The 20,488-nt window shown below is 29.2% G+C and carries 18 protein-coding genes and 1 pseudogene; 4 read left to right on the top strand and 15 right to left on the bottom strand.

Annotation, left to right across the window (positions count from 1 at the left end):
- Nucleotides 1–198: 198 nt before the first annotated feature.
- The gene (locus tag C4N20_RS03385) at nt 199–2,268 is read left to right on the top strand and encodes a TonB-dependent receptor (RefSeq protein ID WP_005980862.1); all 2,070 of its coding nucleotides are present in this window, start codon (nt 199–201) and stop codon (nt 2,266–2,268) included.
- A gap of 149 nt (nt 2,269–2,417) precedes the next feature.
- Here C4N20_RS03385 and C4N20_RS03390 read toward each other — a convergent pair whose 3' ends face one another.
- The 5 genes from C4N20_RS03390 to C4N20_RS03410 form a co-directional block, all read right to left on the bottom strand.
- On the bottom strand, nt 2,418–3,761 hold the full coding sequence (locus C4N20_RS03390) for a PTS galactitol transporter subunit IIC (RefSeq protein ID WP_005980860.1): 1,344 nt from the start codon (nt 3,759–3,761) through the stop codon (nt 2,418–2,420).
- A gap of 28 nt (nt 3,762–3,789) precedes the next feature.
- A complete protein-coding gene (locus C4N20_RS03395; protein ID WP_005980858.1) occupies nt 3,790–4,254 on the bottom strand; it encodes a PTS sugar transporter subunit IIA in 465 nt (154 codons plus the stop codon).
- 1 nt (nt 4,255) lies between these two features.
- On the bottom strand, nt 4,256–4,540 hold the full coding sequence (gene gatB, locus C4N20_RS03400; protein WP_005980856.1) for a PTS galactitol transporter subunit IIB: 285 nt from the start codon (nt 4,538–4,540) through the stop codon (nt 4,256–4,258).
- Nucleotides 4,537–6,633 carry a BglG family transcription antiterminator gene (locus C4N20_RS03405; RefSeq protein WP_005980855.1) on the bottom strand — a complete coding sequence of 699 codons (2,097 nt, stop codon included), beginning with the start codon at nt 6,631–6,633 and terminating at the stop codon, nt 4,537–4,539. The genes gatB and C4N20_RS03405 overlap by 4 nt, the downstream gene beginning before the upstream one ends.
- Nucleotides 6,634–6,695: 62 nt before the next feature.
- Complete coding sequence (locus C4N20_RS03410) at nt 6,696–7,709, bottom strand: galactitol-1-phosphate 5-dehydrogenase (protein WP_005980853.1); 1,014 nt, start codon at nt 7,707–7,709, stop codon at nt 6,696–6,698.
- Nucleotides 7,710–7,882: 173 nt separating this feature from the next.
- Between C4N20_RS03410 and C4N20_RS03415 the strand changes: the two genes are divergently transcribed.
- The 3 genes from C4N20_RS03415 to C4N20_RS03425 are packed head-to-tail and all read left to right on the top strand — an operon-like array spanning nt 7,883 to nt 10,599.
- The gene (locus C4N20_RS03415; protein WP_005980851.1) at nt 7,883–8,755 is read left to right on the top strand and encodes an aldose 1-epimerase family protein; all 873 of its coding nucleotides are present in this window, start codon (nt 7,883–7,885) and stop codon (nt 8,753–8,755) included.
- 24 nt (nt 8,756–8,779) lie between these two features.
- Nucleotides 8,780–9,706 carry a 1-phosphofructokinase gene (gene pfkB / locus C4N20_RS03420; protein ID WP_005980849.1) on the top strand — a complete coding sequence of 309 codons (927 nt, stop codon included), beginning with the start codon at nt 8,780–8,782 and terminating at the stop codon, nt 9,704–9,706.
- Nucleotides 9,707–9,750: 44 nt separating this feature from the next.
- Nucleotides 9,751–10,599, top strand: coding sequence for a tagatose bisphosphate family class II aldolase (locus C4N20_RS03425; RefSeq protein ID WP_005980847.1), 849 nt, complete (start codon nt 9,751–9,753; stop codon nt 10,597–10,599).
- A 247-nt stretch (nt 10,600–10,846) separates the two neighbouring features.
- Here C4N20_RS03425 and C4N20_RS03430 read toward each other — a convergent pair whose 3' ends face one another.
- The 10 genes and pseudogenes from C4N20_RS03430 to C4N20_RS03470 all read right to left on the bottom strand — a co-directional run bounded on the left by C4N20_RS03430 (nt 10,847) and on the right by C4N20_RS03470 (nt 20,483).
- Nucleotides 10,847–11,674, bottom strand: a complete 828-nt coding sequence (locus C4N20_RS03430) for a hypothetical protein (RefSeq protein WP_005980845.1) — start codon at nt 11,672–11,674, stop codon at nt 10,847–10,849.
- A gap of 33 nt (nt 11,675–11,707) precedes the next feature.
- Nucleotides 11,708–13,006 carry an ATP-binding protein gene (locus tag C4N20_RS03435; protein WP_005980843.1) on the bottom strand — a complete coding sequence of 433 codons (1,299 nt, stop codon included), beginning with the start codon at nt 13,004–13,006 and terminating at the stop codon, nt 11,708–11,710.
- A gap of 235 nt (nt 13,007–13,241) precedes the next feature.
- The gene (locus tag C4N20_RS03440) at nt 13,242–13,916 is read right to left on the bottom strand and encodes a Fic family protein (protein ID WP_231940524.1); all 675 of its coding nucleotides are present in this window, start codon (nt 13,914–13,916) and stop codon (nt 13,242–13,244) included.
- Nucleotides 13,917–14,018: 102 nt separating this feature from the next.
- Nucleotides 14,019–14,219: pseudogene (locus tag C4N20_RS16670) on the bottom strand (helix-turn-helix domain-containing protein); the annotation flags it as partial.
- A 224-nt stretch (nt 14,220–14,443) separates the two neighbouring features.
- Nucleotides 14,444–14,842: a 30S ribosomal protein S9 gene (gene rpsI / locus C4N20_RS03445; RefSeq protein ID WP_005980838.1), complete on the bottom strand. Its 399-nt coding sequence runs from the start codon at nt 14,840–14,842 to the stop codon at nt 14,444–14,446.
- Between the two features lie 16 nt (nt 14,843–14,858).
- On the bottom strand, nt 14,859–15,293 hold the full coding sequence (gene rplM, locus C4N20_RS03450) for a 50S ribosomal protein L13 (RefSeq protein ID WP_005980835.1): 435 nt from the start codon (nt 15,291–15,293) through the stop codon (nt 14,859–14,861).
- Nucleotides 15,294–15,413: 120 nt separating this feature from the next.
- Entirely contained in the window at nt 15,414–16,127 is a 714-nt protein-coding gene (locus C4N20_RS03455) for a DUF6941 family protein (protein ID WP_005980834.1), read from the bottom strand.
- 173 nt (nt 16,128–16,300) lie between these two features.
- Nucleotides 16,301–18,043, bottom strand: coding sequence for a flavocytochrome c (locus C4N20_RS03460; protein ID WP_005980832.1), 1,743 nt, complete (start codon nt 18,041–18,043; stop codon nt 16,301–16,303).
- An 86-nt stretch (nt 18,044–18,129) separates the two neighbouring features.
- Nucleotides 18,130–19,791, bottom strand: a complete 1,662-nt coding sequence (locus C4N20_RS03465; RefSeq protein ID WP_231940525.1) for a sensor histidine kinase — start codon at nt 19,789–19,791, stop codon at nt 18,130–18,132.
- 11 nt (nt 19,792–19,802) lie between these two features.
- Nucleotides 19,803–20,483 carry a response regulator transcription factor gene (locus C4N20_RS03470; RefSeq protein ID WP_005980830.1) on the bottom strand — a complete coding sequence of 227 codons (681 nt, stop codon included), beginning with the start codon at nt 20,481–20,483 and terminating at the stop codon, nt 19,803–19,805.
- Nucleotides 20,484–20,488 lie beyond the last annotated feature (5 nt).

The raw sequence follows: 20,488 nt of genomic DNA on the forward strand, positions 1-20,488 counted from the left end.
TATTATATTCAAAATATTTGTTGACAAAATAAAATAAAAATATTATTATAAAAAAGATGAAATCAATTTATTCGTTAACATACATATTTAATTCAATTTACAAAATTATAGTCACAAATATGACTAAGGGGAAATTCAGTCTTACTTTATTAAAGTAAGTGTACACACAATTACATAATTTTATAGAAGGAGAAATAAATGAATTTTAAAAGACTAGCTCTACATTCTTTGTTAATTTCAACTACAGTTTTTGCTAATTCAAATTCTGATAATTCTAGTGGAATAAATCTAGGAAATACTGTTATTTATTCCAGTACTGGTTTCGAGACTACTGTAAGGGATGTAGCAAGTAATCCAACTATTGTAGTAAGCGAAACAATTGAAGAAAAACATTATCCATCAATTGAAGATGTTTTGAAAGATGTTCCTACAGTTAATGTTCAGTACCAAATGGGAATGCCTGTAATAGATATGAGAGGACAGGGAATGGCAAAAGCTATGACTAATGTACAGCTTTTAGTTGATGGTATCCGTGCAAATGCTTCAGATACTTCCCATGTAGGGACTCCTGTAAATACTGTTTCTGTCAGCCAGATAGAAAGAATTGAAGTAATTCCTGGTGGTGGAGCAGTTCTCTATGGAAGCGGAACTTCTGGAGGAGTAATAAATGTCATAACTAAAAAACAGACTGGACCAAGAGCAACTGCTGGATATAGTTATGGGAACTATAGAGGAAATACTTATGAAGTTTCTGCTGGACATACAATTGGAAAACTTGATATAGATTTAGGCTATACAAGAAAAGAAGTTAAGGGATACAGAAAGTATAATGAAGAAGATTCAGATTATTTCAGTGGTAAACTTAGATATGATATATCAGATGATCATTCTCTTACTTTTAGATATTCAAAATACAACAGTGATTCTGAAATTCCTAACTCTTTAACTAAAGCTCAGTTAGAAGATAGCAGAAAACAACATGGAAAAAAACCTGGAGATATTGATGAGTGGGATAGAGATAAAGATGAGTTTTCACTAGAATATGCAGGAAAAATAAATGATAATATTGAATTGAACTTAGTAGGATATTTCCAAGATACTGATATGCACTATAAAATGCTCACTGCTGCAACTAACATGAATATGAAAGCTGCCTTTGATGATGAAAAAAAAGGTGCAATAGCAAAGTTAAAATATAAATATGGAAATGACAGCAGTGTTATCTTTGGACTGGAATATATCGATAATGAACTTCACAGAAAACAAAATATGTATATGGAAAGAATGGGTACTACAATCCCTATGGCTAATATCGATCTAAAAGCTACTAAAGAATCTATTAGCGGCTTTGTGTTAAATACATATAAATATCAGGATTTTGAATTTATTCAAGGATTCAGATATGAAAAAGCTGACTATGATATGAAGAGAAAAAGTTTTGGGAATAAATTGGATCTTGATGGTAATACAAAAGATGCAGATAATTTTGCAGTTGAGTTAGCAGTAAATTATCTATACTCTGACACTGGTAATGTATATTTAAAATATGAGAGAGGGTTTACTTCCCCTGCTCCTGCTTTAATCACAAATAGATATGCTACTACTCATCCAGATCCTACAAAAGCTGGTGTATACTACTTTAATGACCTTGATTCTGAAACTTACAATACTTTTGAGTTAGGATTCAGAGATACATTTGGAATTTCAGAATTAAATGGAGCTGTTTTCTATACTCTGACAAATGATGAAATCAGAAGTTCAGGACATGCTTCTAATACTCAGCATTCAATAGAAAATATAAATCTGGATAAAACAGAAAGATATGGTTTTGAACTTTCAGCTAAACAGGAAGTAGGGAAATTTACTTTTAATGAAAGTTATAATTATGTCCATGCAAAAGTAAAAAAAGCTGATGATAATGGAGAAAAATTAGATGGAAAGAGAATTGCTTATGTCCCTAATCATAAACTTTCTTTAGGTGTATTATATTCTTTCAATGAGAGATTCAATATTGGTGGAGATGTTGTTTATAAGAGTGCAACTTATCTAACAAACAATAATGAAGGCGGAAAGAAAAATGCTCATGTTGTAGCTAATATCAGAGCTAACTTTAAAGCAACTGAAAGCCTTAATCTATATGCTGGTGTAAACAATGTATTTGATAAAAAATACTATGATTATGTTTCATATAGTTCTTCTACTAATGAATTTTTATATGACCCTGCATATGAAAGAAATTATTATGTAGGATTTAAATTCCAGTTTTAATAAGATTTTACCCCTTTAATTATAAAATTAATTGTTTATAAAAATAGAATTTATAGAAGAAAAAAATACCTTGTATTGTAAAATACAGGGTATTTTTTTAAATTTATATTTTTTAATTTATATAACTATCTTCCTCATTCATATTAATTTTAACTATTTGCATTTTTTAATTTTATATATCTATTTCTTGTTGCTGCAAGTCCTATGATATATATAACTAAAATCACTCCAAAACCTATTGCACCTTCTGAAATCATTTTATTATTAAATGCAGCAGTTACTAAATATGTTATTGGTGATCCTCCCTGATCCAGTGAAGCTACTTCTATAGTATCTTTTATTCCTGCATTTTCAGCAAGTATAGTATGATACTGAATAGTCTTATTAGATATCCAGATAGTTATGTACATAATAATACTTCCAGAAATTATTGTTCTAAATAGATTTCCTTTATGAACTCCTACTGCCATCGCTACAAAGAATCCTATTGTTGCCAAATCTCCAAATGGAAGTATTCTATTTCCAGGAACAATTAAAGCAATTATCAATGATAAAGGAATAAATAAAAGTCCTGCTGATACAACTGATGGATCTCCCAGTAATAAAGCTGGATCCAATCCGATTAAAAATTCTTCTCCCTTAAATTTAGAAGATAACTTTTTTCTAGCTATTTCAGATACTGGTGCTAAACCTTCCATAATAGGTTTCACTACTTTAGGCATCAAATACATTACAGCTGCTACTTCTACTCCTAACTGAAGTATTCTTTTTACATCATATTTTGCTAAAGCTCCTATTATCATTCCTAATAAAAGTCCTATCATAACTGGCTGTCCAAGTACACCAAATTTTCTTTCTATATCATCTGAATTAAAGTTTATCTTATTAAGTCCTGGTACTTTATCTATAATCATATCTACTAATACAGCAAATGGTCCACAGTAAGCTGATGTTCCATGAGGAACTGCTATTCCTTCCAATTCAAAATATTCTGCTGAATCATAAGAGAACCAATCTCCAAGTTTATATGCTAAAGCCGCATGAATAGCAACTCCTAAAAGCCCAATCCAATAATTACCAGTAGCAATATATGCTATTGCCCCTGTAAATGTCATATGCCAGATATTCCAGATGTCCACATTTACTACTCTTGTCATCTTTGTTACCAACATTACCACATTCACACCTATAGCCAATGGTATAGCAGTCAAAGCAATACTAGATGCCCATGTCATTGGGGAAGCTCCCGGCCACCCTACATCTACAATATCCAATGATAAATTAAAATTATTTGTCATTGCCGCCGCTGCTGGACCTAAGCTTCTCTGCATAAGTCCTACAACAAGTGAAATTCCTACAAATCCTATTCCTATATTTATAGATGTAGAAAAAGATTTTCCAGGCTTAAGTCCTAAAGCAATTCCAAAAAGGAATATTACAAGAGGTAGCATTACTGTTGGCCCTAAATCCAATATATACTTAATAAAATTCATATTTTTCCTCCCTAATTATACTTTATAATTAATTTTTCAAATAATCTTCCAATATACACTTCATCTCTTTTGCATCTTTTGCTGTATAAATCTGTTCCAACAAGTTTTCATCTTGAATTAATCTAGAAATTTGAACTAGAAAATCTATATGTGAATCGTGACTTTTTATGATTATTCCAAAAATTATCTTAGCATTTATATTTCTGTCCTCTTCTGAGTCTTCAAATTCAATTCCATCTTTTGAAGTAATCACATACATTGTATTAGTCTTTGCATATTTTGCATCTACATGTGGAATAGCAACAGCATAAGAAGAAGTAGATATTCCAGTAGGATACAGTTTTTCTCTGTCTTTTATTGCCTCTATATAATCAGAGCTGACATATTTTTTACTTATCAAAACTTTTCCAAATTCTTCAAATAGAGAATTCTGATTTTTAAAATTTGAATTTTTTATAAATAGATCTTGGTCTAAAAAGAAGTTATCTATCATCTTAGTTTTCTCCTTTTAAAACTTTAGTGATTTTTTCTTCTAATGCTTCTACTCCTATTCCAGAAACAAACGGCATTCCATGTAAAAGAGGAATTCCATATTCTTTTCTTACTTTTGAAGTTGTGATTATAAGATCTATGCCATTTAAAAATGCATCTATTTCACTGATTCTGCATTGTACTATTTCTACTGGAATATTTATTTTAGCTGATAATTCTTTTACTTTTTGTCCTGCTATTGTTGATGTTGCTATTGCTCCCCCACATGCTACTATTACTTTTTTCATAATTGACCTCCATTTTTCTTACTATTCACATCAGTTAATTTCTTTAACAATTCTTTTTCTGTTTTACAATTATGGATACTTTTTTCTAGTTTATATTTATCTATCATATTTTTTAAATCAAGAAGTGAGTTACGATGATTCTTTCCATCTGAACTTGCTAACAATATAATATTTTCAATATTCAAAAGATTTTCATCATCTTGTTCCACTATTATTGGTTTTTTAAGTTTTAGAAAACTATATCCTGTCTTTATTACACTTTTAAAATTATCTGAATGAGGCAGTACTGTATTTCCTCCAATAATCATATATGCCCCTTGATCATTAAAAGCTTTTATACAGCTTTTAATATAATCTTCAGTTATATATCCTGATTCTATCAACATTTCTCCAGCAATTTTAATCCCTTCTTCAAAACTGCTGATTTCTTCCATTACTTTAATATTTTTCATATTTATAAAATCTATAAATTCTTTATTTTCTTCACCCATGTTCAGCTTATTTCCCATATTTAACCCTAGTAAGATTGATATTTCCCTCTTCAACTCCTCTTCATTTCTAATATCACAGTTCTTATTTATTATATTCATCAGAGAAGAGTAGTATTCACTTACTTTTAAATCTTTCAGTCCATATTTTTTCAAAAGCTCTATATCCTCTGCTCCCAATAGAGGGCTTACTTTTAAAACAGGAACACTCAGATTTGCATTTTCTAAAGATGTAGTAGTTATTATTAAATCAATTTCATCTTCTATTATTTTTTCTTCTGTCAGTTTATTTTGAGGAAGTGTTTCTATAATTGAAATATTGAATTTATCCTTTAGTCTTGCTTCAAGTACTCTTGATATTCCATAACCAAAGCTGCATACTATTATTGCTCTAGGTATTGAATTAGGATAATGTTTTTTCAATGCCAGTTTAAAGAAAACACATAGATAGCTCAATTCATCATCGTCTACTTTACATTTTATAAAGTTTTCTAAAATTCCAATATTCTTTTTAAGTGATAAAAATATTTTAGGTGACTCTTCTATAATTTCCCTTGTAATAGTATTTTCTAATTTTATCCCTTTTCTTATTCTATAAATCATTGGCTTTATATGATTTAAAACTCCTTCAAATAATTCAGAATCCTTTTGAAAATTTACTTCTAAGTCTTCTCCTATACTTTTTATCAACTTATCTATGATAGATTCTATATGTATCCAGTTTTCATAGAAAGAATACTTAAAATTATATGAGTGGCTTCCTAGCAAATATTCAGTCATATTCAATATTTCTGAAAGATTACTTTTTTTCCTGAATGAGCTGTTAAAATCTTCTAAAACTCTGCTTACTAACTTATATTCCTCAGTACTTTTTAAAAATTCAATATTCTTTATATTTTTTATATCTAGTGGTGACTGTTCTATCCTCTTTAAAGCTATTGCAAGATTAAATTTTATTATATTATATGCATCATCTGACATAGTTATATTTAATTTTCTTGATATTTCTTCCAACAGATTTTCTAAATCATTAAAATTGATTTCTTTAAAATAATTATCAATAAACATATTAATTATTTTATTGGTTAAAATAAGATTATTTGAATTTATTTTATATTTAACAATATTTTTAAGAAGGTTATTTCTTATATTTTCCTCATCTGCTTCCAAGGCTGTATAATATTTACGATTGATTATTTTTATATCTAAATCATCAAATTTCTCTCTCAATAGTTTCCAGTCTTTTTTAAAAGTAGACTCACTTATTCCTACCAAATCTTGATATTCTTCTATCTGGAATTTTTTTTCACTAAAGAACAGCATATTTGTGAGTACTTCTAATCTTTCATCTTGAGAAAAAATATATGAATTAAACTTTGAAAATGTAATTTTATCTAAAAGATTCAAATCTCCAATCATTTCTACTATATTCTTTTTTAGAATAACTTCTATTTCAATTTTTTCATCTTTAAGAAAATCATTCAAATCTTTGATTTTATATCTTATTGATCTTTCAGATAAATTCATAAGTTTTGATAATTCCTCCAAAGTCCTTGGTTTAATAGAAATTTCTTTTAATAAATTTTCTTCTTTTATCCCTATCATTTTCAAAATCACCTCCTAGAAGAATATTATAACATTTTAATTTTCATTTAAATAATCTTAACTTAAAACTCTATAACTACTTTTCCTTGAATTTCTTTATTTTCAAGTTTATTTACTACTTCTGGAAATTCATCCAATGTACATAATTTCGCAATTAATTTATCTATTTTTACTTTATTTTCTTTAAACAATGAATTTGCCATTTCCCATTCTTCCCCTGGAAAAATATTAGAATAATTCATCCATGAACCAGTTAATGTCAATTCTTTTCTATTTATATTTTCAAATTCTACTGGAGTATATTCAACATTTCCATGAGGTGTTCCTATAAACAATACATTTCCCTTATTTCCTGCTATTTCCAATGCCTTTTTAAAATTTTCTGGCACTCCTGAAGTTTCAATAACCAAGTCATAGTCATTTAATTTTCCTGTAGCTTTAAGCGGGTTGTATGTGTTATCAGCTCCTAGTTCTATAGAAAACTCTAACTTCTCATCATTTATGTCCACTGCTGTAATTTCTTTTTGAATAGAAGATTTCACACATTGAAGTACAAGCTGTCCTATTGTTCCCATTCCTAAAATAGCTATTTTCTTATTAACTGGATAATCTAAAAGACTCAATCCATGAAGTGCTACTGTCAATGGTTCAAAGAAGGCTCCTTCCTTTAAGCTTACTCCCTCTGGAAGTTTTACTGCATTTTTAGCTGGAACTGTAACATATTCAGCCCATGCTCCCTGTTTTCTCGACCCTATAAATGAGTAATGCTTACATTGAGAAAAATGCCCTTTTATACAATCGCTGCATTTCATACATGGTTCTAAAGGAGCCACTGCTACTTTATCTCCTACTACAATATTTTCAACTTTACTTCCTACCTTTGTAACAATTCCTGAAAATTCATGTCCAAGTATTATTGGATAAAATCTAGCACCATTATTAAATAGTCTTGGTATGTCTGAACCACATACTCCAGAATATTTTACCTGTACTAAAACATCTTCATCTTTTATTTCTGGCATTTCAATTTCTTGAATCTTTACAACATTATTTTCTTCCAAAATTGCTGCTCTCAATTTTAACCCTCCTTTTTTTATTTTAATTTTCTTAATCTGATTATAATCAAAATAAAAAAAATAAAAAAGTTCTATCTTTTTCATTTTTTTTGAAACATTTCATCCTAAAAAAATACTTTTTTCTGTGATAATATTTCCTTAAAAATAAAATATCCACTATATAGGAGGTAAAGATGGAAGTTTTAATAAGTAATAAAAATCTTGAAGTAAAAATAAACAGCTTTGGTGCTGAACTAATCAGCTTGAAAAATCTAGATAAGAATATTGAGTATATGTGGCAGAAAAACCCTCAATACTGGAATAAATGTTCTCCTATCCTATTCCCTTTTGTAGGAGCAATAAAAAACAATCAATATTTTTATAATGGAGATAAATATTTCTTTTTTCCTAAGCATGGTTTTGCTAGAGATAACGAATTTGAACTTTTAGCTCAACAAAAAGACTGTGCTGAATTTATTTTTAGAGCAAATGAAAATACTAAAAAAATCTATCCCTTTAATTTTAATTTTTACATAAAGTATATTTTAAAAGAGAATTCTCTTCAAATAGAATACAAAATTGAAAATTTAGAAAATAAAAAGATGTATTTTTCTCTTGGAGTACACCCAGCATTCAATACTCCTCTTGATAGTAATACTAAATATTCTGACTATTTTATTGAATTTGAAAATCAGGAAAATGATGATGTATATTTTCTTGAAGATTCTTTGTTCAATACAGATAAAAAGAAAAGTCTTCTTACTAAAAATATTCTTCAGCTTACTGAAAATATCTTTGAAGATGATGTTCTGATTTTAAAAAATACTAACTCTAAAAAAGTATATTTAAAAAACAAAAATGGTAGTTTTGCTTTAGGTTTTAAATTTGAAGGTTTTAAACATTTAGCATTCTGGAACAAACCAAATGCTCCATATATTTGTCTTGAGCCTTGGAATGGCCTTCCAGATTACAAAGAGTGTACAGGAAATCTTGAAGAAAAAGCAGATATTGAAAGTATTGAAGCTAAAGAAACGTACACAAGAAATATAGAAATTGAAGTTTTTTAATAATAATGTGAGGAGGAAATTAATATGATACTGACTATTACTCTAAATCCATCTATTGACATTAGATATAATCTTGCACATTTTAATCTTGGGGAAGTTCATAGAGCTTTAGAATGTGAAAAAACAGCTGGAGGAAAGGGACTTAATGTTGCTAGAGTAATTAATAAATTAGGTACTGATGTTCTGACTACTGGCTTTTTAGGTGGAAAGCTTGGAGAAGATCTAGCTGGGAAACTTAATAATCAAGGAATTAAAAATGATTTTGAAAAAATACAGGGGGAAACTAGAAATTGTATAAATATTCTTCATGAACAAATGAGTACTGAAGTTCTTGAAAGCGGCCCAGTAATTCTTGAAGAAGAATGGGAAAATTTTAAAAAGAAATTCAAAGATTTGACAAAACAATATAAATTTATCAGTGCATCTGGCAGTCTCCCTTCAGGACTAAAAAGTTCAAGTTATTGCGAGTTGATAAAAATAGCTAAAGAAAATGGATGTAAATTTTTTCTTGATACCAGTGGACAGCCTCTAAAGGAAAGTTTAGATTATCCTCCATATTTCATAAAACCTAATCTGGAAGAATTAGAAAAACTTACTGGAAAATCTCTTAAAAATATGGATGAAATTGTTGCAGAAGCTAAAAAATTAAATTCCTCTGGAGTAAATATAGTTGCTGTTACTCTTGGAGCAAAGGGCTCTCTTATTGCCACTGAAAACAAAGTATTTATAGCTAAAATTCCTAAGGTAGAAATCTTGAATACTGTCGGCTGTGGAGATTCTTTTGTTGCTGGATTTATTACAGGTATCTCTAAAGACATGTCCTTAACAGAGGCGTTTAAATTAGCAATTGGATGTAGCATTTCAAATGCTTTGCTCCCTGGAACTGGAAGTATAAATATAGATATAGTTAATGAGTTAATGAAAAAAATAGAAATTACTATAAAAGAATAAATTAATTTTTAAAATATATTAAATATAAAAGGAGAAGATAATTTATGAAAAATTCAAAAGAAATACTTTTAAAAGCTCAGAAAGAGGGATATGCAGTTCCAGCTTTCAACTGTCATAATCTTGAAACAATTCAGGTAATTGCAGAAACAGCAAGTGAATTAAAATCCCCAGTTATAATAGCAGGAACTCCTGGGACATTTGATTATGCAGGAAGGGACTATATTCAATCTATAATTGAAATAGCAGCTAAAAAATACAATGTTCCAATAATTATTCATCTTGATCATCATACAGATATCAATAGTATTAAAGAATCTTTAGAACTTGGAACTAAATCTGTAATGATAGATGCTTCTCACTATTCTTATGAAGAAAATATTAAAATAGTAAGTGATGTTGTAAAATTAGCTCATAGCTATGGAGCAACTGTTGAAGCTGAACTAGGTATGCTTGGAGGACAGGAAGATGATTTGATTGTTGATGAAAAAGACAGCAAGTATACTAACCCTTCACAAGCAGCTGACTTTGTAAAGAGAACTGGAATTGATTCTTTGGCAGTAGCAATAGGAACTGCTCATGGATTATATAAAGAAGAACCAAAACTTGATTTTGAAAGATTGAAAGAAATAAGAGAAGTTGTAGATATTCCATTGGTATTGCATGGAGCTTCAGGAGTTCCAGAGGAATCTGTAAGAAAAGCTATATCTTTAGGAATAACAAAAGTTAATATAGCTACTGAATTGAAGATTCCATTTTCAAATGAATTAAGAAAATATTTAATAGAGCACCCAGAAGCAAATGATCCAAGAAAATATATGGCTGATGCCAAAAAAGCTATGGCTGATGTTGTTAGAGAAAAAATATTAATGTGTATGAGTGAAAATAGATATTAATATAATTTTCTATCAAATCCACATAACTATAAAAGGGACTGTTACAAATTTAAAATAGCCCAATTATAAAAAAAGTTGACTTGAAGTTTTCTTCTTGTCAGCTTTTTCTTTTAAAATAAAAAACATTATCTTTTCACATTCTTAATCTCATTTATTTTGAAAAACGATCTTTATACATAATTTTAAGTTCTCCATAAATTCTTTCCTTATTTTTGAATGTTGAAGCCTTTTTTAACTTCTTTTTTCTTTAATAATCTTCTTGCTGTAATAAATACTCATTCCAATAATCTTCATCTCCCTCATAACTATGTAACCAAATATACATCATTAATATTTCCAGCTGTTTTTTTCGCCCTTTAATAAAAGGTTTATGTGCCAATCTAGCATATAAAATATCTACATTAAATAAATTAGTCTTTCTTTGATAATTATATCTATACTTTTTATCTATGATAGGATATTCTAATTTAATTCTTGTTTTTGCAGGCCATGCCTCTTGATTATCATCAAAAATTTTCAAATAATATTCCAATCCCATAAAAATATTTACATTATATAAATGTAATACATCTTGAAGCCATTTTGAAATTTTTGGTGAAATATCTGGAATAAATGGTGCATGAGTATTTGTTTCTTTTATATGATGTTCTTTGATAAATTTATAAAGCATTTCAGTTTGATTCTTTAAAAATGGATATTGTTTTATCAAGTTGGCATAACAATCATATGACAAAGATCTAAACTCAGATTCTTCATACATAAAAGAAAAATCATCTACTTTTTTTAGAAAATTATCAATAATTCTATTAGTCTGTTTCCCATAAGTATCATAAATTGCTATAATCCATTCACGAATATCAGATGTATAATCTCTCAAAGTTTTTTCATATTTCATTATTTTTTCATTTTCTGCTGTAGTTCTTTTCTCTGCCCCTTGAATAGGTAAATATTGATCAAAATATTCAAAAATATAATTAATACAGCTTCTAATATTGTTCATTTTTTGTGAGTTATCAAACTCATTTATTCCATCTTCCAATTTCCTTTTTTCTATATATTCTTCTAATTTCAGCATATTTACTCCTACTCTCATATTTTTTTATTAAAATCATAGACAAAATACTGCATACAAAGGAATACTTTTTATATTATTTTCAAATCCAAAATTCTTACTTGAAATCTTTACAGCATATTCAGGCTGGTATTTTTTCATATATACATCCAAACTCTTAGCCCTTGTATTATCTGCTGACTTCACTTCTACTGGAATTATCTTGCCCTCTCTCATTATTATAAAATCAACTTCAGCAGTTCCTCTAGGTGCTTTCCAATAATATTGAGTATATTCATTAATATTCAAATGTATATTCACGTAATTTTCTGTCATGCCCCCTTTAAAATCATTCAACTCCATAGATAAATAAAGAATATCCTCTGGTACTATCTCTTTCTTGGCACATAAAAGCCCTATATCAGAAATATATATTTTAAAAGAATCTATATTCTTATAGTTTTCCAATGGTTTTTGTATGTCTTCAAGTCCATAAATTTTTGAAGTAATTCCTGATAATGTCAACCATTCTATTGCATTTTCAAATTCAGCAGCTCTTCCCCCAGATTTTACCAACTTATACTGAAATCTAGTATTCTCTTTAGAAAGTTGTACTGTTATGTTATCATAAACAAGCCTTGTTTTTTTTATCTCATTAGTTATATTATATTTACTCATATCATTTAGGTAGCTCAATAAAATCATATCTTGTGTATGACGGATTAATGTATAGTTCTGTGTTTCTTTAAATTTACTTACACATTCAGGCATTCCACCTACTACCAAATATTTTCTGTAATACTCCATAGCTATATTATGTAAAGCTGATGGCATTGGTAAATTGTCATTAAAAGAATTCTTTATAGCTGTTACCAACTCCTTTTCTCCCATTGCTATCAAAAATTCTTCCATGTCCATAGGATACAAAGTTTTCATATCTACTTTACCAACAGGAAAAGAAAACTTTTGTCTATTTACAGCTATTCCTAATAGACTTCCTGCTACTATTATATGATACTCTGGAGCCTGTTCACAAAAATATTTTAACGACGTTAAAGCTCTTTCACACAACTGTATCTCATCAAAAAAGATAAGAGTTTTTTCTTTAACAATTGTCTGACTAGAAATTCTTGAAAGAATAGGTATCAAATACTCTGGATTTATATTTTCCTCAAAGGTATCTTTTAGTCTAGCATCTGTTTCAAAGTTAAAATATGCTACATTTTCATATTCCTTTTTTCCAAATGCAAGAATAGAATAAGTCTTCCCTACTTGCCTTGCTCCTTGTAAAATGAGAGGTTTTCTATATGGACTATTTTTCCATTCCTTTAAATATTTAAATATTTTTCTGTACACTACATATTCCTCCTTTTTACATTTTCTTTTATTATATCATTTACACCAAAAGGTGTAAATATTTTTATATTTTCAGCACTAATTCAAATGAATTTATTTCATTTTTGCAATTTTTCAACAAAAAATACCACAGATTTCTCTATGGTATTGATAAATCCAACTAATTATCCTTTTGAAAAATAAAAACTTTCCATAAACATATATTCTCACATATAATTACATGTAATTCCTATTCTTATTCTTCAAAAAGACTCAGCAACTTTTTAAAGTCATCTTGTGCAGATAAACAAGTATCTCCCAAATATTCTCTCTCATTTTCATACTCTTTTAATCCTCTATAATAAAAAACTTTATGTTTCTCATCTATTATAAATGGAATTATATTATGTTTTAAGCACTCTTTAAACATTATTAATCTTCCTACTCTACCATTTCCATCTTGGAATGGATGTATGCTTTCAAATCTATAATGAAAATCTATTATATCATCAAAAGTTATATTTTTCTTTTCATTATAATCACTTAATAATTTTTGTACCTCTCCTTTTACTTTTTTAGGAGGGGTAGTTTTCTTATCTCCTACTACATTAGATTTCAATTTATAATCCCCAACTTTAAACCACTCTTTCATACTATCAGAAGTATTAGTCTTTAAAATTTTATGTAACTCTTTTATTAACTCTTCGTTTAAAATATTTACATTCTCTAATATATAGTCAAAACATCTAAAGTGATTTAAGGTTTCATTTATATCATTTAAAGATAATGCTTCTTCCTCGTTTGAAATAATAGAATGTGTTTCATAAATATATCTTGTTTGTTCTTCTGAAAGCTTACTTCCTTCAATGTGATTAGAATTATAAGCAAATTTCACTTGAACCAAGTTATATATTCCACCTTTTAGTTTCATATCTTTTTCTTCTAAAAATTGCTCTAATAATTTATTTTCATTCTCTTTTTTAAACTCAACTATATCTCCAACTTGACAATTTAAATATTGGCATATTTTCTCTAATACCTCTAAAGATAGAGGTTCATTTTTAGAAAGTTTTGCAATAGTTGTTGAAGATAATCCTATATTCTTTTGTAAATCTATTTTTTTTATATTTTTATTTTCCAATACTTTAAAAAGTTTTTCATATGATATAGCCATACTACCTCCAGTAAAATTCTTTATATATATAAATATTATAGCATTTTTCTTTATTTTCATAAAGATATAACGTAAAAATAAAGAAAATATAAATATTTCAATAGAATTTTTAGCAGTTTACTACCATTCAAAAAGATTCTAGCAGCTTAAACTTACTACTAAAATCTTAATAAAATTTTTATTTATTTTTCTATCAACATCATTTAACAAAGAGTTTTTTAAACAAAAAAATACCACAGATTTCTCTGTGGCATTGATAAACAAGTTTTGGTAAATCCAACCAATTATCTTTTTGAGAATTGAGGACTTCTTCTTGCTTTTTTCTTTCCATATTTCTTTCTTTCTACCATTCTTGAGTCTCTAGTTAGGAATCCAGCTTCTCTTAGAGCTGCTTTTAAAGTTTCATCAGAAAGTAGTAAAGCTCTTGCTACACCATGTCTAATAGCTCCAGCTTGTCCAGAGTTTCCTCCTCCAACTACATTAACTCTTACTTCAAATTTGTCTAAAGTTTCAGTTAAAACTAATGGTTGCTCTACTATTCTAGAAAGAATTTGTCTTCCTCCAAAGTATTCAGCCATTGATTTTCCATTTATTTCAATTCCTTTTCCTCCAGGAATTAGTCTTACTCTTGCTACAGAAGTTTTTCTTCTACCAGTTCCTCTATATTGAATCATTTCAGCCACTGTCATTTACCCCCTATTAAAATTCTACCTTTACTGGTTTTTGTGCTGTATGTGCATGCTCTGCACCTGCAAACACTCTTAATCTTGTTAGTTGTTCTCTTCCTAATTTATTTTTTGGAAGCATTCTTTTAACAGCTAGCATTAATAGTTCTTCTGGTTTCTTATCTAAGATTTCTCCTAGTTTTCTTTCTCTTAATCCACCTGGGAATCCAGAGTGATTGTAATATGTTTTATCAGTTAACTTCTTTCCAGTAACCATTATTTTAGCTACATTAGTAACTACTACAAAATCTCCTCCATCAATGTGTGGAGTGAAAGTTAATTTGTCTTTACCCATTAATTTTTTAGCAACTTCAACTGCTAATCTACCTAATATTTGTCCTTCTGCGTCGTAATGATGCCATTCTCTAACAACATCTTCTTTTCTTTGCATAAAAGTATACTTTTTCACTTTAATTTTTCCTCCTCAAATGTTATATCTTCATAATATAACGCAACGGTCCTTTTGTGGGAAAGGTTTAATATACCTAACTATTATATTCATTTTCCCTTACTATGTCAAGCTTTTTCTTTATTTTTCCTCAGTTTTTTCAACATTTTCTTCTTCCTGCTTTTCTGGATCAGCTTCAGGCTGTTTAGGAATAGGATTTCCAAACATCCATTCAATTTGTCTTCTTATTCCAGTAAGATCAAATATCTTATCTCCAACAGTTATTCTGTCATTTTCTGGTATAGCAATATGCCCTTCTTCCAATGGAGCATTTTTATCAAGACTTATTTGAATTTTTACAGGCTCTGCATCTTCAACTGGTTTAAATTCAGTTTTAACAGTTTTGATTACTCCTTCAGCAGCTAGTATATGAGCTATTTCTTCATCAGCAAATCTTCTTTGAGGTGGATAGTCAGCTATAAATAGATCTGCTGTCTCAATAAATTTAACTTTATCTTCTGCTATTTTTTCAAATATATCTATTGTATATTTTCCTCTTTCTGTTATTAAGAATTTTTCTAAATCAAGTATTTTTTTACCTACTCCAAATGGATCTAAGTATACTCCAAATTCTCCTTTTGTAATTAATGTATCATCAGGTGCATTTAATCTTACTTCAAACATTGTTGGTCTTTCTAAATCAGAAAAAGTTAAGACTATTGATAAGTTTGCCATTGGAAATGGAAACATAGGTTGAATCAGATTATCAAAAGCTCCAAATATATCTACCATTCCTGAAACTTGTGGATTTACTTGTGCTTTGTATGCAGTTACAATACTTTTTAATTTTGCCATTTTCTTACCCCTTTTTTTGTTTTTTATTTTTACACTCAACTTTAATATACCATATTTTTATTTATTTTGTAAATAGTAATGGGGATATTTTAAAATATTTCCTTCCTTTAAAATTCCATTAAAGAGAAAAATGAGAAGAGCTTGTTACCTGCCCCTCTCATTTTATTTAATTTTTATTTCTCTTTAGCTGCATTTTCTCCAGCTATTCTACCAAATACAGTTATATCTGTTAAAGCGTTTCCACCAAGTCTGTTAGTTCCATGGATTCCTCCAGTTACTTCTCCAGCTGCATACAGTCCAGGAATTGGATTCCCTTTAGTATTTATTACCTGAGCTTTCTCATTGATTTCTACTCCACCCATAGTATGGTGTACAGTAGGAATACGTGGCCCTGCATAATAAGGTGCTTTATCAAATTTTATACCAAAAAGTTTTCTTCCAAATGGATCTTTTTTAGCATCTACACATTTATTATAGTCTGCAATAGTCTTTTTAAGAGTATCAGCAGGAACTCCTATTTTCTCTGCAAGTTCATCTAATGTATCTGCCTTCACAGCTCTTCCAGCTTTTATTAAATCTCCAATAGGTTCATTAAAATTATTTTTAGTTTCTAATGTAGGATAAACTTTTGAATCTACTATTACCCACATATAGGCATCTTTCTGTTTGAAAAGAGCATTTGTCATAACATCTCTTCTCTCATCTTCTGCCACAAAACGTCTTCCATCTTTATTTACAAATATTCTGTCTTCAACAGTAGTTTCTATATTTCCACTTAAACTTCCAGTCACAGGATCTCCCATAGGAAGAAGTTGAATATCTTCCATCCCTATTAATTTAGCTCCTATTTTCTCAGCCATTTTCACTCCTGATCCATCTCCACCAGGGTGATTAGTTGTAAGAATATTTTCTGTCAAATTAGAATTGAACTGCTGTCTATATTCTACATCTCCAGCAAATCCTCCAGTTGCAAGAATTACAGCTTTTTTAGCATTAAATACAATTTTATTTTTTGCATCTTCAGCTTCTACTCCAGCTACTTTTCCATCTTTTACAATAAAATCTTTTGCTTCAGTTTCATAGAAAATCATTATTCCATTTTGTTCAGCAAAATCTTTATGAGCAATAATCATTCCAGTTCCAACTGGTGTAGTTGGTTTATGACTTCTTGGATAAAGAGCTCCCAATACTGTAAACACTTCATCTTTGAAAGTTACTCCCAAACTTTCTAACCACTCTAATGCTGGATAAGCATTTTCAACAAGTATTCTTACAAGTTTTGGATTTCCTTTCTTATCTCCACCTTCATATGTATGTTGATAGTGAAGATCTACAGAATCCTCTATTCCTTGAGCTTTTTGTCTTTTAGTGTCTACAGCATTATATGCTCCCCCTGCCAGTACTGTATTTCCACCTAATCTAGGCATTTTTTCTATAAGTATAACACTTGCTCCATTTTGTTTAGCTGAAGTAGCAGCAGCAAGTCCTGCTCCTCCACCACCAATAACTACAACATCAGCAATATATTCTCTGTTTCCTTTTTTGATTTCTGGAGCTGGAACTCTTTTTCTAAGTTCTCTTACATCTCCTCCAGCTGCTTTCACTGCATTAGTAATAGCAGTAAGAACTCCTCTGCTGCTCACAGTAGCTCCTGCTACTGTATCTACACCAAGGCTTTGTTTCTCCAATACCATTGCTGGTATTCTTTCAATTGCCACACTTGATATAAATGGCGTCTCTTTGTTAGGAAGAACTTTTATATTCTCTATTCTATCCTTTGACACAGTTACTTCTACCTCTACTTTTCCCCCATAACCAGCAGCTTCCCCTTTATAGCTTCCTGGCTCATAAGAAAATGAAAAGGCTGAAAGAATCATCATAAATACAACTAATAAAATACTTCTTATCTTTCCCATATTCCCTCCTGATATTTTAATATACTCTTCTAATATTATATTAGGTTTAAAATATTTGGTCAAGGATTATTATTGCCCCTTTTTCGTTATTTGGAAATGTAAAATTCAAATGTCGTTCCTTTTCCTTCCTCTGAAACTACAGATATCTTTCCACCGTATTTCTCTATAAGGCTTTTTACAATTGCAAGACCTAATCCTGTTCCGCCAAGATTACTTGTTCTTGCTCTGTCCACTCTATAAAATCTTTCAAAAACTTTATATTGCTCAGCTGCTGGTATTCCTATTCCATTATCTGAAACAGAAAAATTATATCTGTCCTGCCCTTCTGATATTTTTACTTTTATCTCAGGAGTTTCAGACTTGTTATATATAATTCCATTTTCAATAAGATTCTTTAATATCATTGTTATTTTATCAAAATCAACTCTTATATAATTATTTTCATCTAACACATCTATTTCATATTCAATAGAAGCATTTTTCTTTTTAAGAAGCATTTCCATAGTTGAATGAATATTATTTTTTATTTTTTCAATGCTTACCTGTGTTACATTTAATATATTTGAATTTTCAATTTTTGATATGTTCAGGAAATCCAACACTATATTTTCCAGTTTTTCCACATTGCTTTTAATCACACTTAAAAACTTTTCCCTCATAGGATCTGGGGCATCTTCAAGAGCTATCAGATATCCTTTTATATTAGTGAGGGGAGTTTTTAATTCATGACTTACATTGCTGATAAAGTTTTTCTGAACTTCAACTGCTTTTCTCGTACTTGTGATGTCTTTTATAGTAATGAGAACCTGATTACTAAATTCTAACTGTTTCAATGTAACTATAAAATATCTTTTTAATCCCTGCACATAAATTTCTTCTTTTACATTTGTTTTTTCATTGATACCTTTTTTTATTATATCTATTATTTCTATATATCTTATACATTCTAAATATTTCTCTCTAGTTGAGTCTACAAGATAGCTGAGCACATCATTCTTTACAACAAACTTTCCTTCATTGTTTAATAATCCTATAAAAATATCCACTGATGATACCACTAAAGACAGTGTTTTCCTTTCTCTCTCTAATCTCTCAATATTTTTCAGGTTTCTTCCCTGCCACTCTTTCAAAATATCCCAAAATTCAAAAAACCATTTTTCCTCTTTAAGATAGTTGATTTTTTCCTTTTCTCCAACTTCCAGAAATCTTTTCATCTTTTTAATCTTATTGTAAAAATCTCTCTTAATATAGTTCTTATAGAAAAAATGAATAGCAAAATTCAGTGCAAGAAAAAACATTATCTGAACTAATAAAAACTCTCTTATCTGTCTGATTTCCTTTGAATAATCACTGGATGTTCTTATTATATACTTTTCACCAAAATCATTTGTAAAGCTTGTTGTATAATAAGCAAGCTGATATCCTAAAGTTTTGCTTTTTCTAATAGCAAATCCTTCTTCTCCATTGATAGCCTCCTGCACTTCTTCTCTTTTCAAATGGTTGTCCATATGTTCTTCTCTGTCCACATTTTTAGAGTCAAATACAACATTGCCATCATAGTCTATCATTGTAAATCTAAGATCACTTTCTGAAAATACATCTTTGTACTTGTCATGTCTATAATCTTCTGCCAGCCTCTTAATTAAGATATTATCCTGTTTTAAATTCTGCTTCATTCTCTGTTGATAAAGATTTGAAAGAATAGTTGAATTGAGGCCGATAAATATCCCTTCTATAATCAATATCATTATCAAAGTGATTATTTCTTTTCTTCTAATTTGTATCCCACTCCTTTCACTGTCTTTATACATCCAGATAGTTCAGGGATTTTATCCCTCAGTTTTGATATATACACATCCACAGTTCTGTCTCCTGTATAGTAGTTGCTGTTCCAAACTTTATCCAGTATTCTTTCCCTTGTAATAACCAGATCTCTGTTTTTTATGAGAAGTAAAAGCAAATCATATTCTTTTTTAGAAAGTTCTACCTCTTCTCCATTAGCTGTTACCATATGCCTGCTTTCATCAATTTCTATATCTTTAAATCTATATTTTTCATTTTTTATTTCTCTATCTGTTGTTTTAAGGAACTTTTTTATTCTCAAAACAAGTTCTCTAGGGTCAAAAGGTTTTTTCATATAGTCATCTGCCCCTATTTCCAGTCCATCTAATACATCTTCTATCTCTGTTTTGGCAGTAAGCATTATTATCACTGGTTCTCCATATTCAGAAGATATATCTCTCACTATCTTTGTAAAGTTTTTTCCATCTAAATTAGGCAGCATCAAATCTAGGACAACTAAATCATTTTTATTTTCTTTTAAAAGCTTTAGTCCTTCTAATCCATCAGAGGCTCTATCTACTTCATATCCTTCTTTTGTTAAAAAATATGTTATCAGTTCCTGTATCTCTTTATCGTCTTCTACAACTAGAATTCTCATCTGAG

The organism is Fusobacterium ulcerans (assembly GCF_003019675.1).
In the GTDB taxonomy this organism is placed as follows: domain Bacteria; phylum Fusobacteriota; class Fusobacteriia; order Fusobacteriales; family Fusobacteriaceae; genus Fusobacterium_A; species Fusobacterium_A ulcerans.

Excerpts from the sequence above, each read along its gene's own strand:
- pfkB (WP_005980849.1), top strand. The coding sequence starts at position 8,780 with ATGATACTGACTATTACTCTAAATCCATCTATTGACATTAGATATAAT.
- C4N20_RS03385 (WP_005980862.1), top strand. The coding sequence starts at position 199 with ATGAATTTTAAAAGACTAGCTCTACATTCTTTGTTAATTTCAACTACA.
- C4N20_RS03460 (WP_005980832.1), bottom strand. The coding sequence starts at position 18,043 with ATGGGAAAGATAAGAAGTATTTTATTAGTTGTATTTATGATGATTCTT.
- C4N20_RS03390 (WP_005980860.1), bottom strand. The coding sequence starts at position 3,761 with ATGAATTTTATTAAGTATATATTGGATTTAGGGCCAACAGTAATGCTA.
- gatB (WP_005980856.1), bottom strand. The coding sequence starts at position 4,540 with ATGAAAAAAGTAATAGTAGCATGTGGGGGAGCAATAGCAACATCAACA.
- C4N20_RS03470 (WP_005980830.1), bottom strand. The coding sequence starts at position 20,483 with ATGAGAATTCTAGTTGTAGAAGACGATAAAGAGATACAGGAACTGATA.
- C4N20_RS03425 (WP_005980847.1), top strand. The coding sequence starts at position 9,751 with ATGAAAAATTCAAAAGAAATACTTTTAAAAGCTCAGAAAGAGGGATAT.
- C4N20_RS03430 (WP_005980845.1), bottom strand. The coding sequence starts at position 11,674 with ATGCTGAAATTAGAAGAATATATAGAAAAAAGGAAATTGGAAGATGGA.
- C4N20_RS03465 (WP_231940525.1), bottom strand. The coding sequence starts at position 19,791 with ATGATATTGATTATAGAAGGGATATTTATCGGCCTCAATTCAACTATT.
- C4N20_RS03395 (WP_005980858.1), bottom strand. The coding sequence starts at position 4,254 with ATGATAGATAACTTCTTTTTAGACCAAGATCTATTTATAAAAAATTCA.
- C4N20_RS03415 (WP_005980851.1), top strand. The coding sequence starts at position 7,883 with ATGGAAGTTTTAATAAGTAATAAAAATCTTGAAGTAAAAATAAACAGC.
- C4N20_RS03440 (WP_231940524.1), bottom strand. The coding sequence starts at position 13,916 with ATGAAACTAAAAGGTGGAATATATAACTTGGTTCAAGTGAAATTTGCT.
- C4N20_RS03405 (WP_005980855.1), bottom strand. The coding sequence starts at position 6,633 with ATGATAGGGATAAAAGAAGAAAATTTATTAAAAGAAATTTCTATTAAA.
- C4N20_RS03455 (WP_005980834.1), bottom strand. The coding sequence starts at position 16,127 with ATGGCAAAATTAAAAAGTATTGTAACTGCATACAAAGCACAAGTAAAT.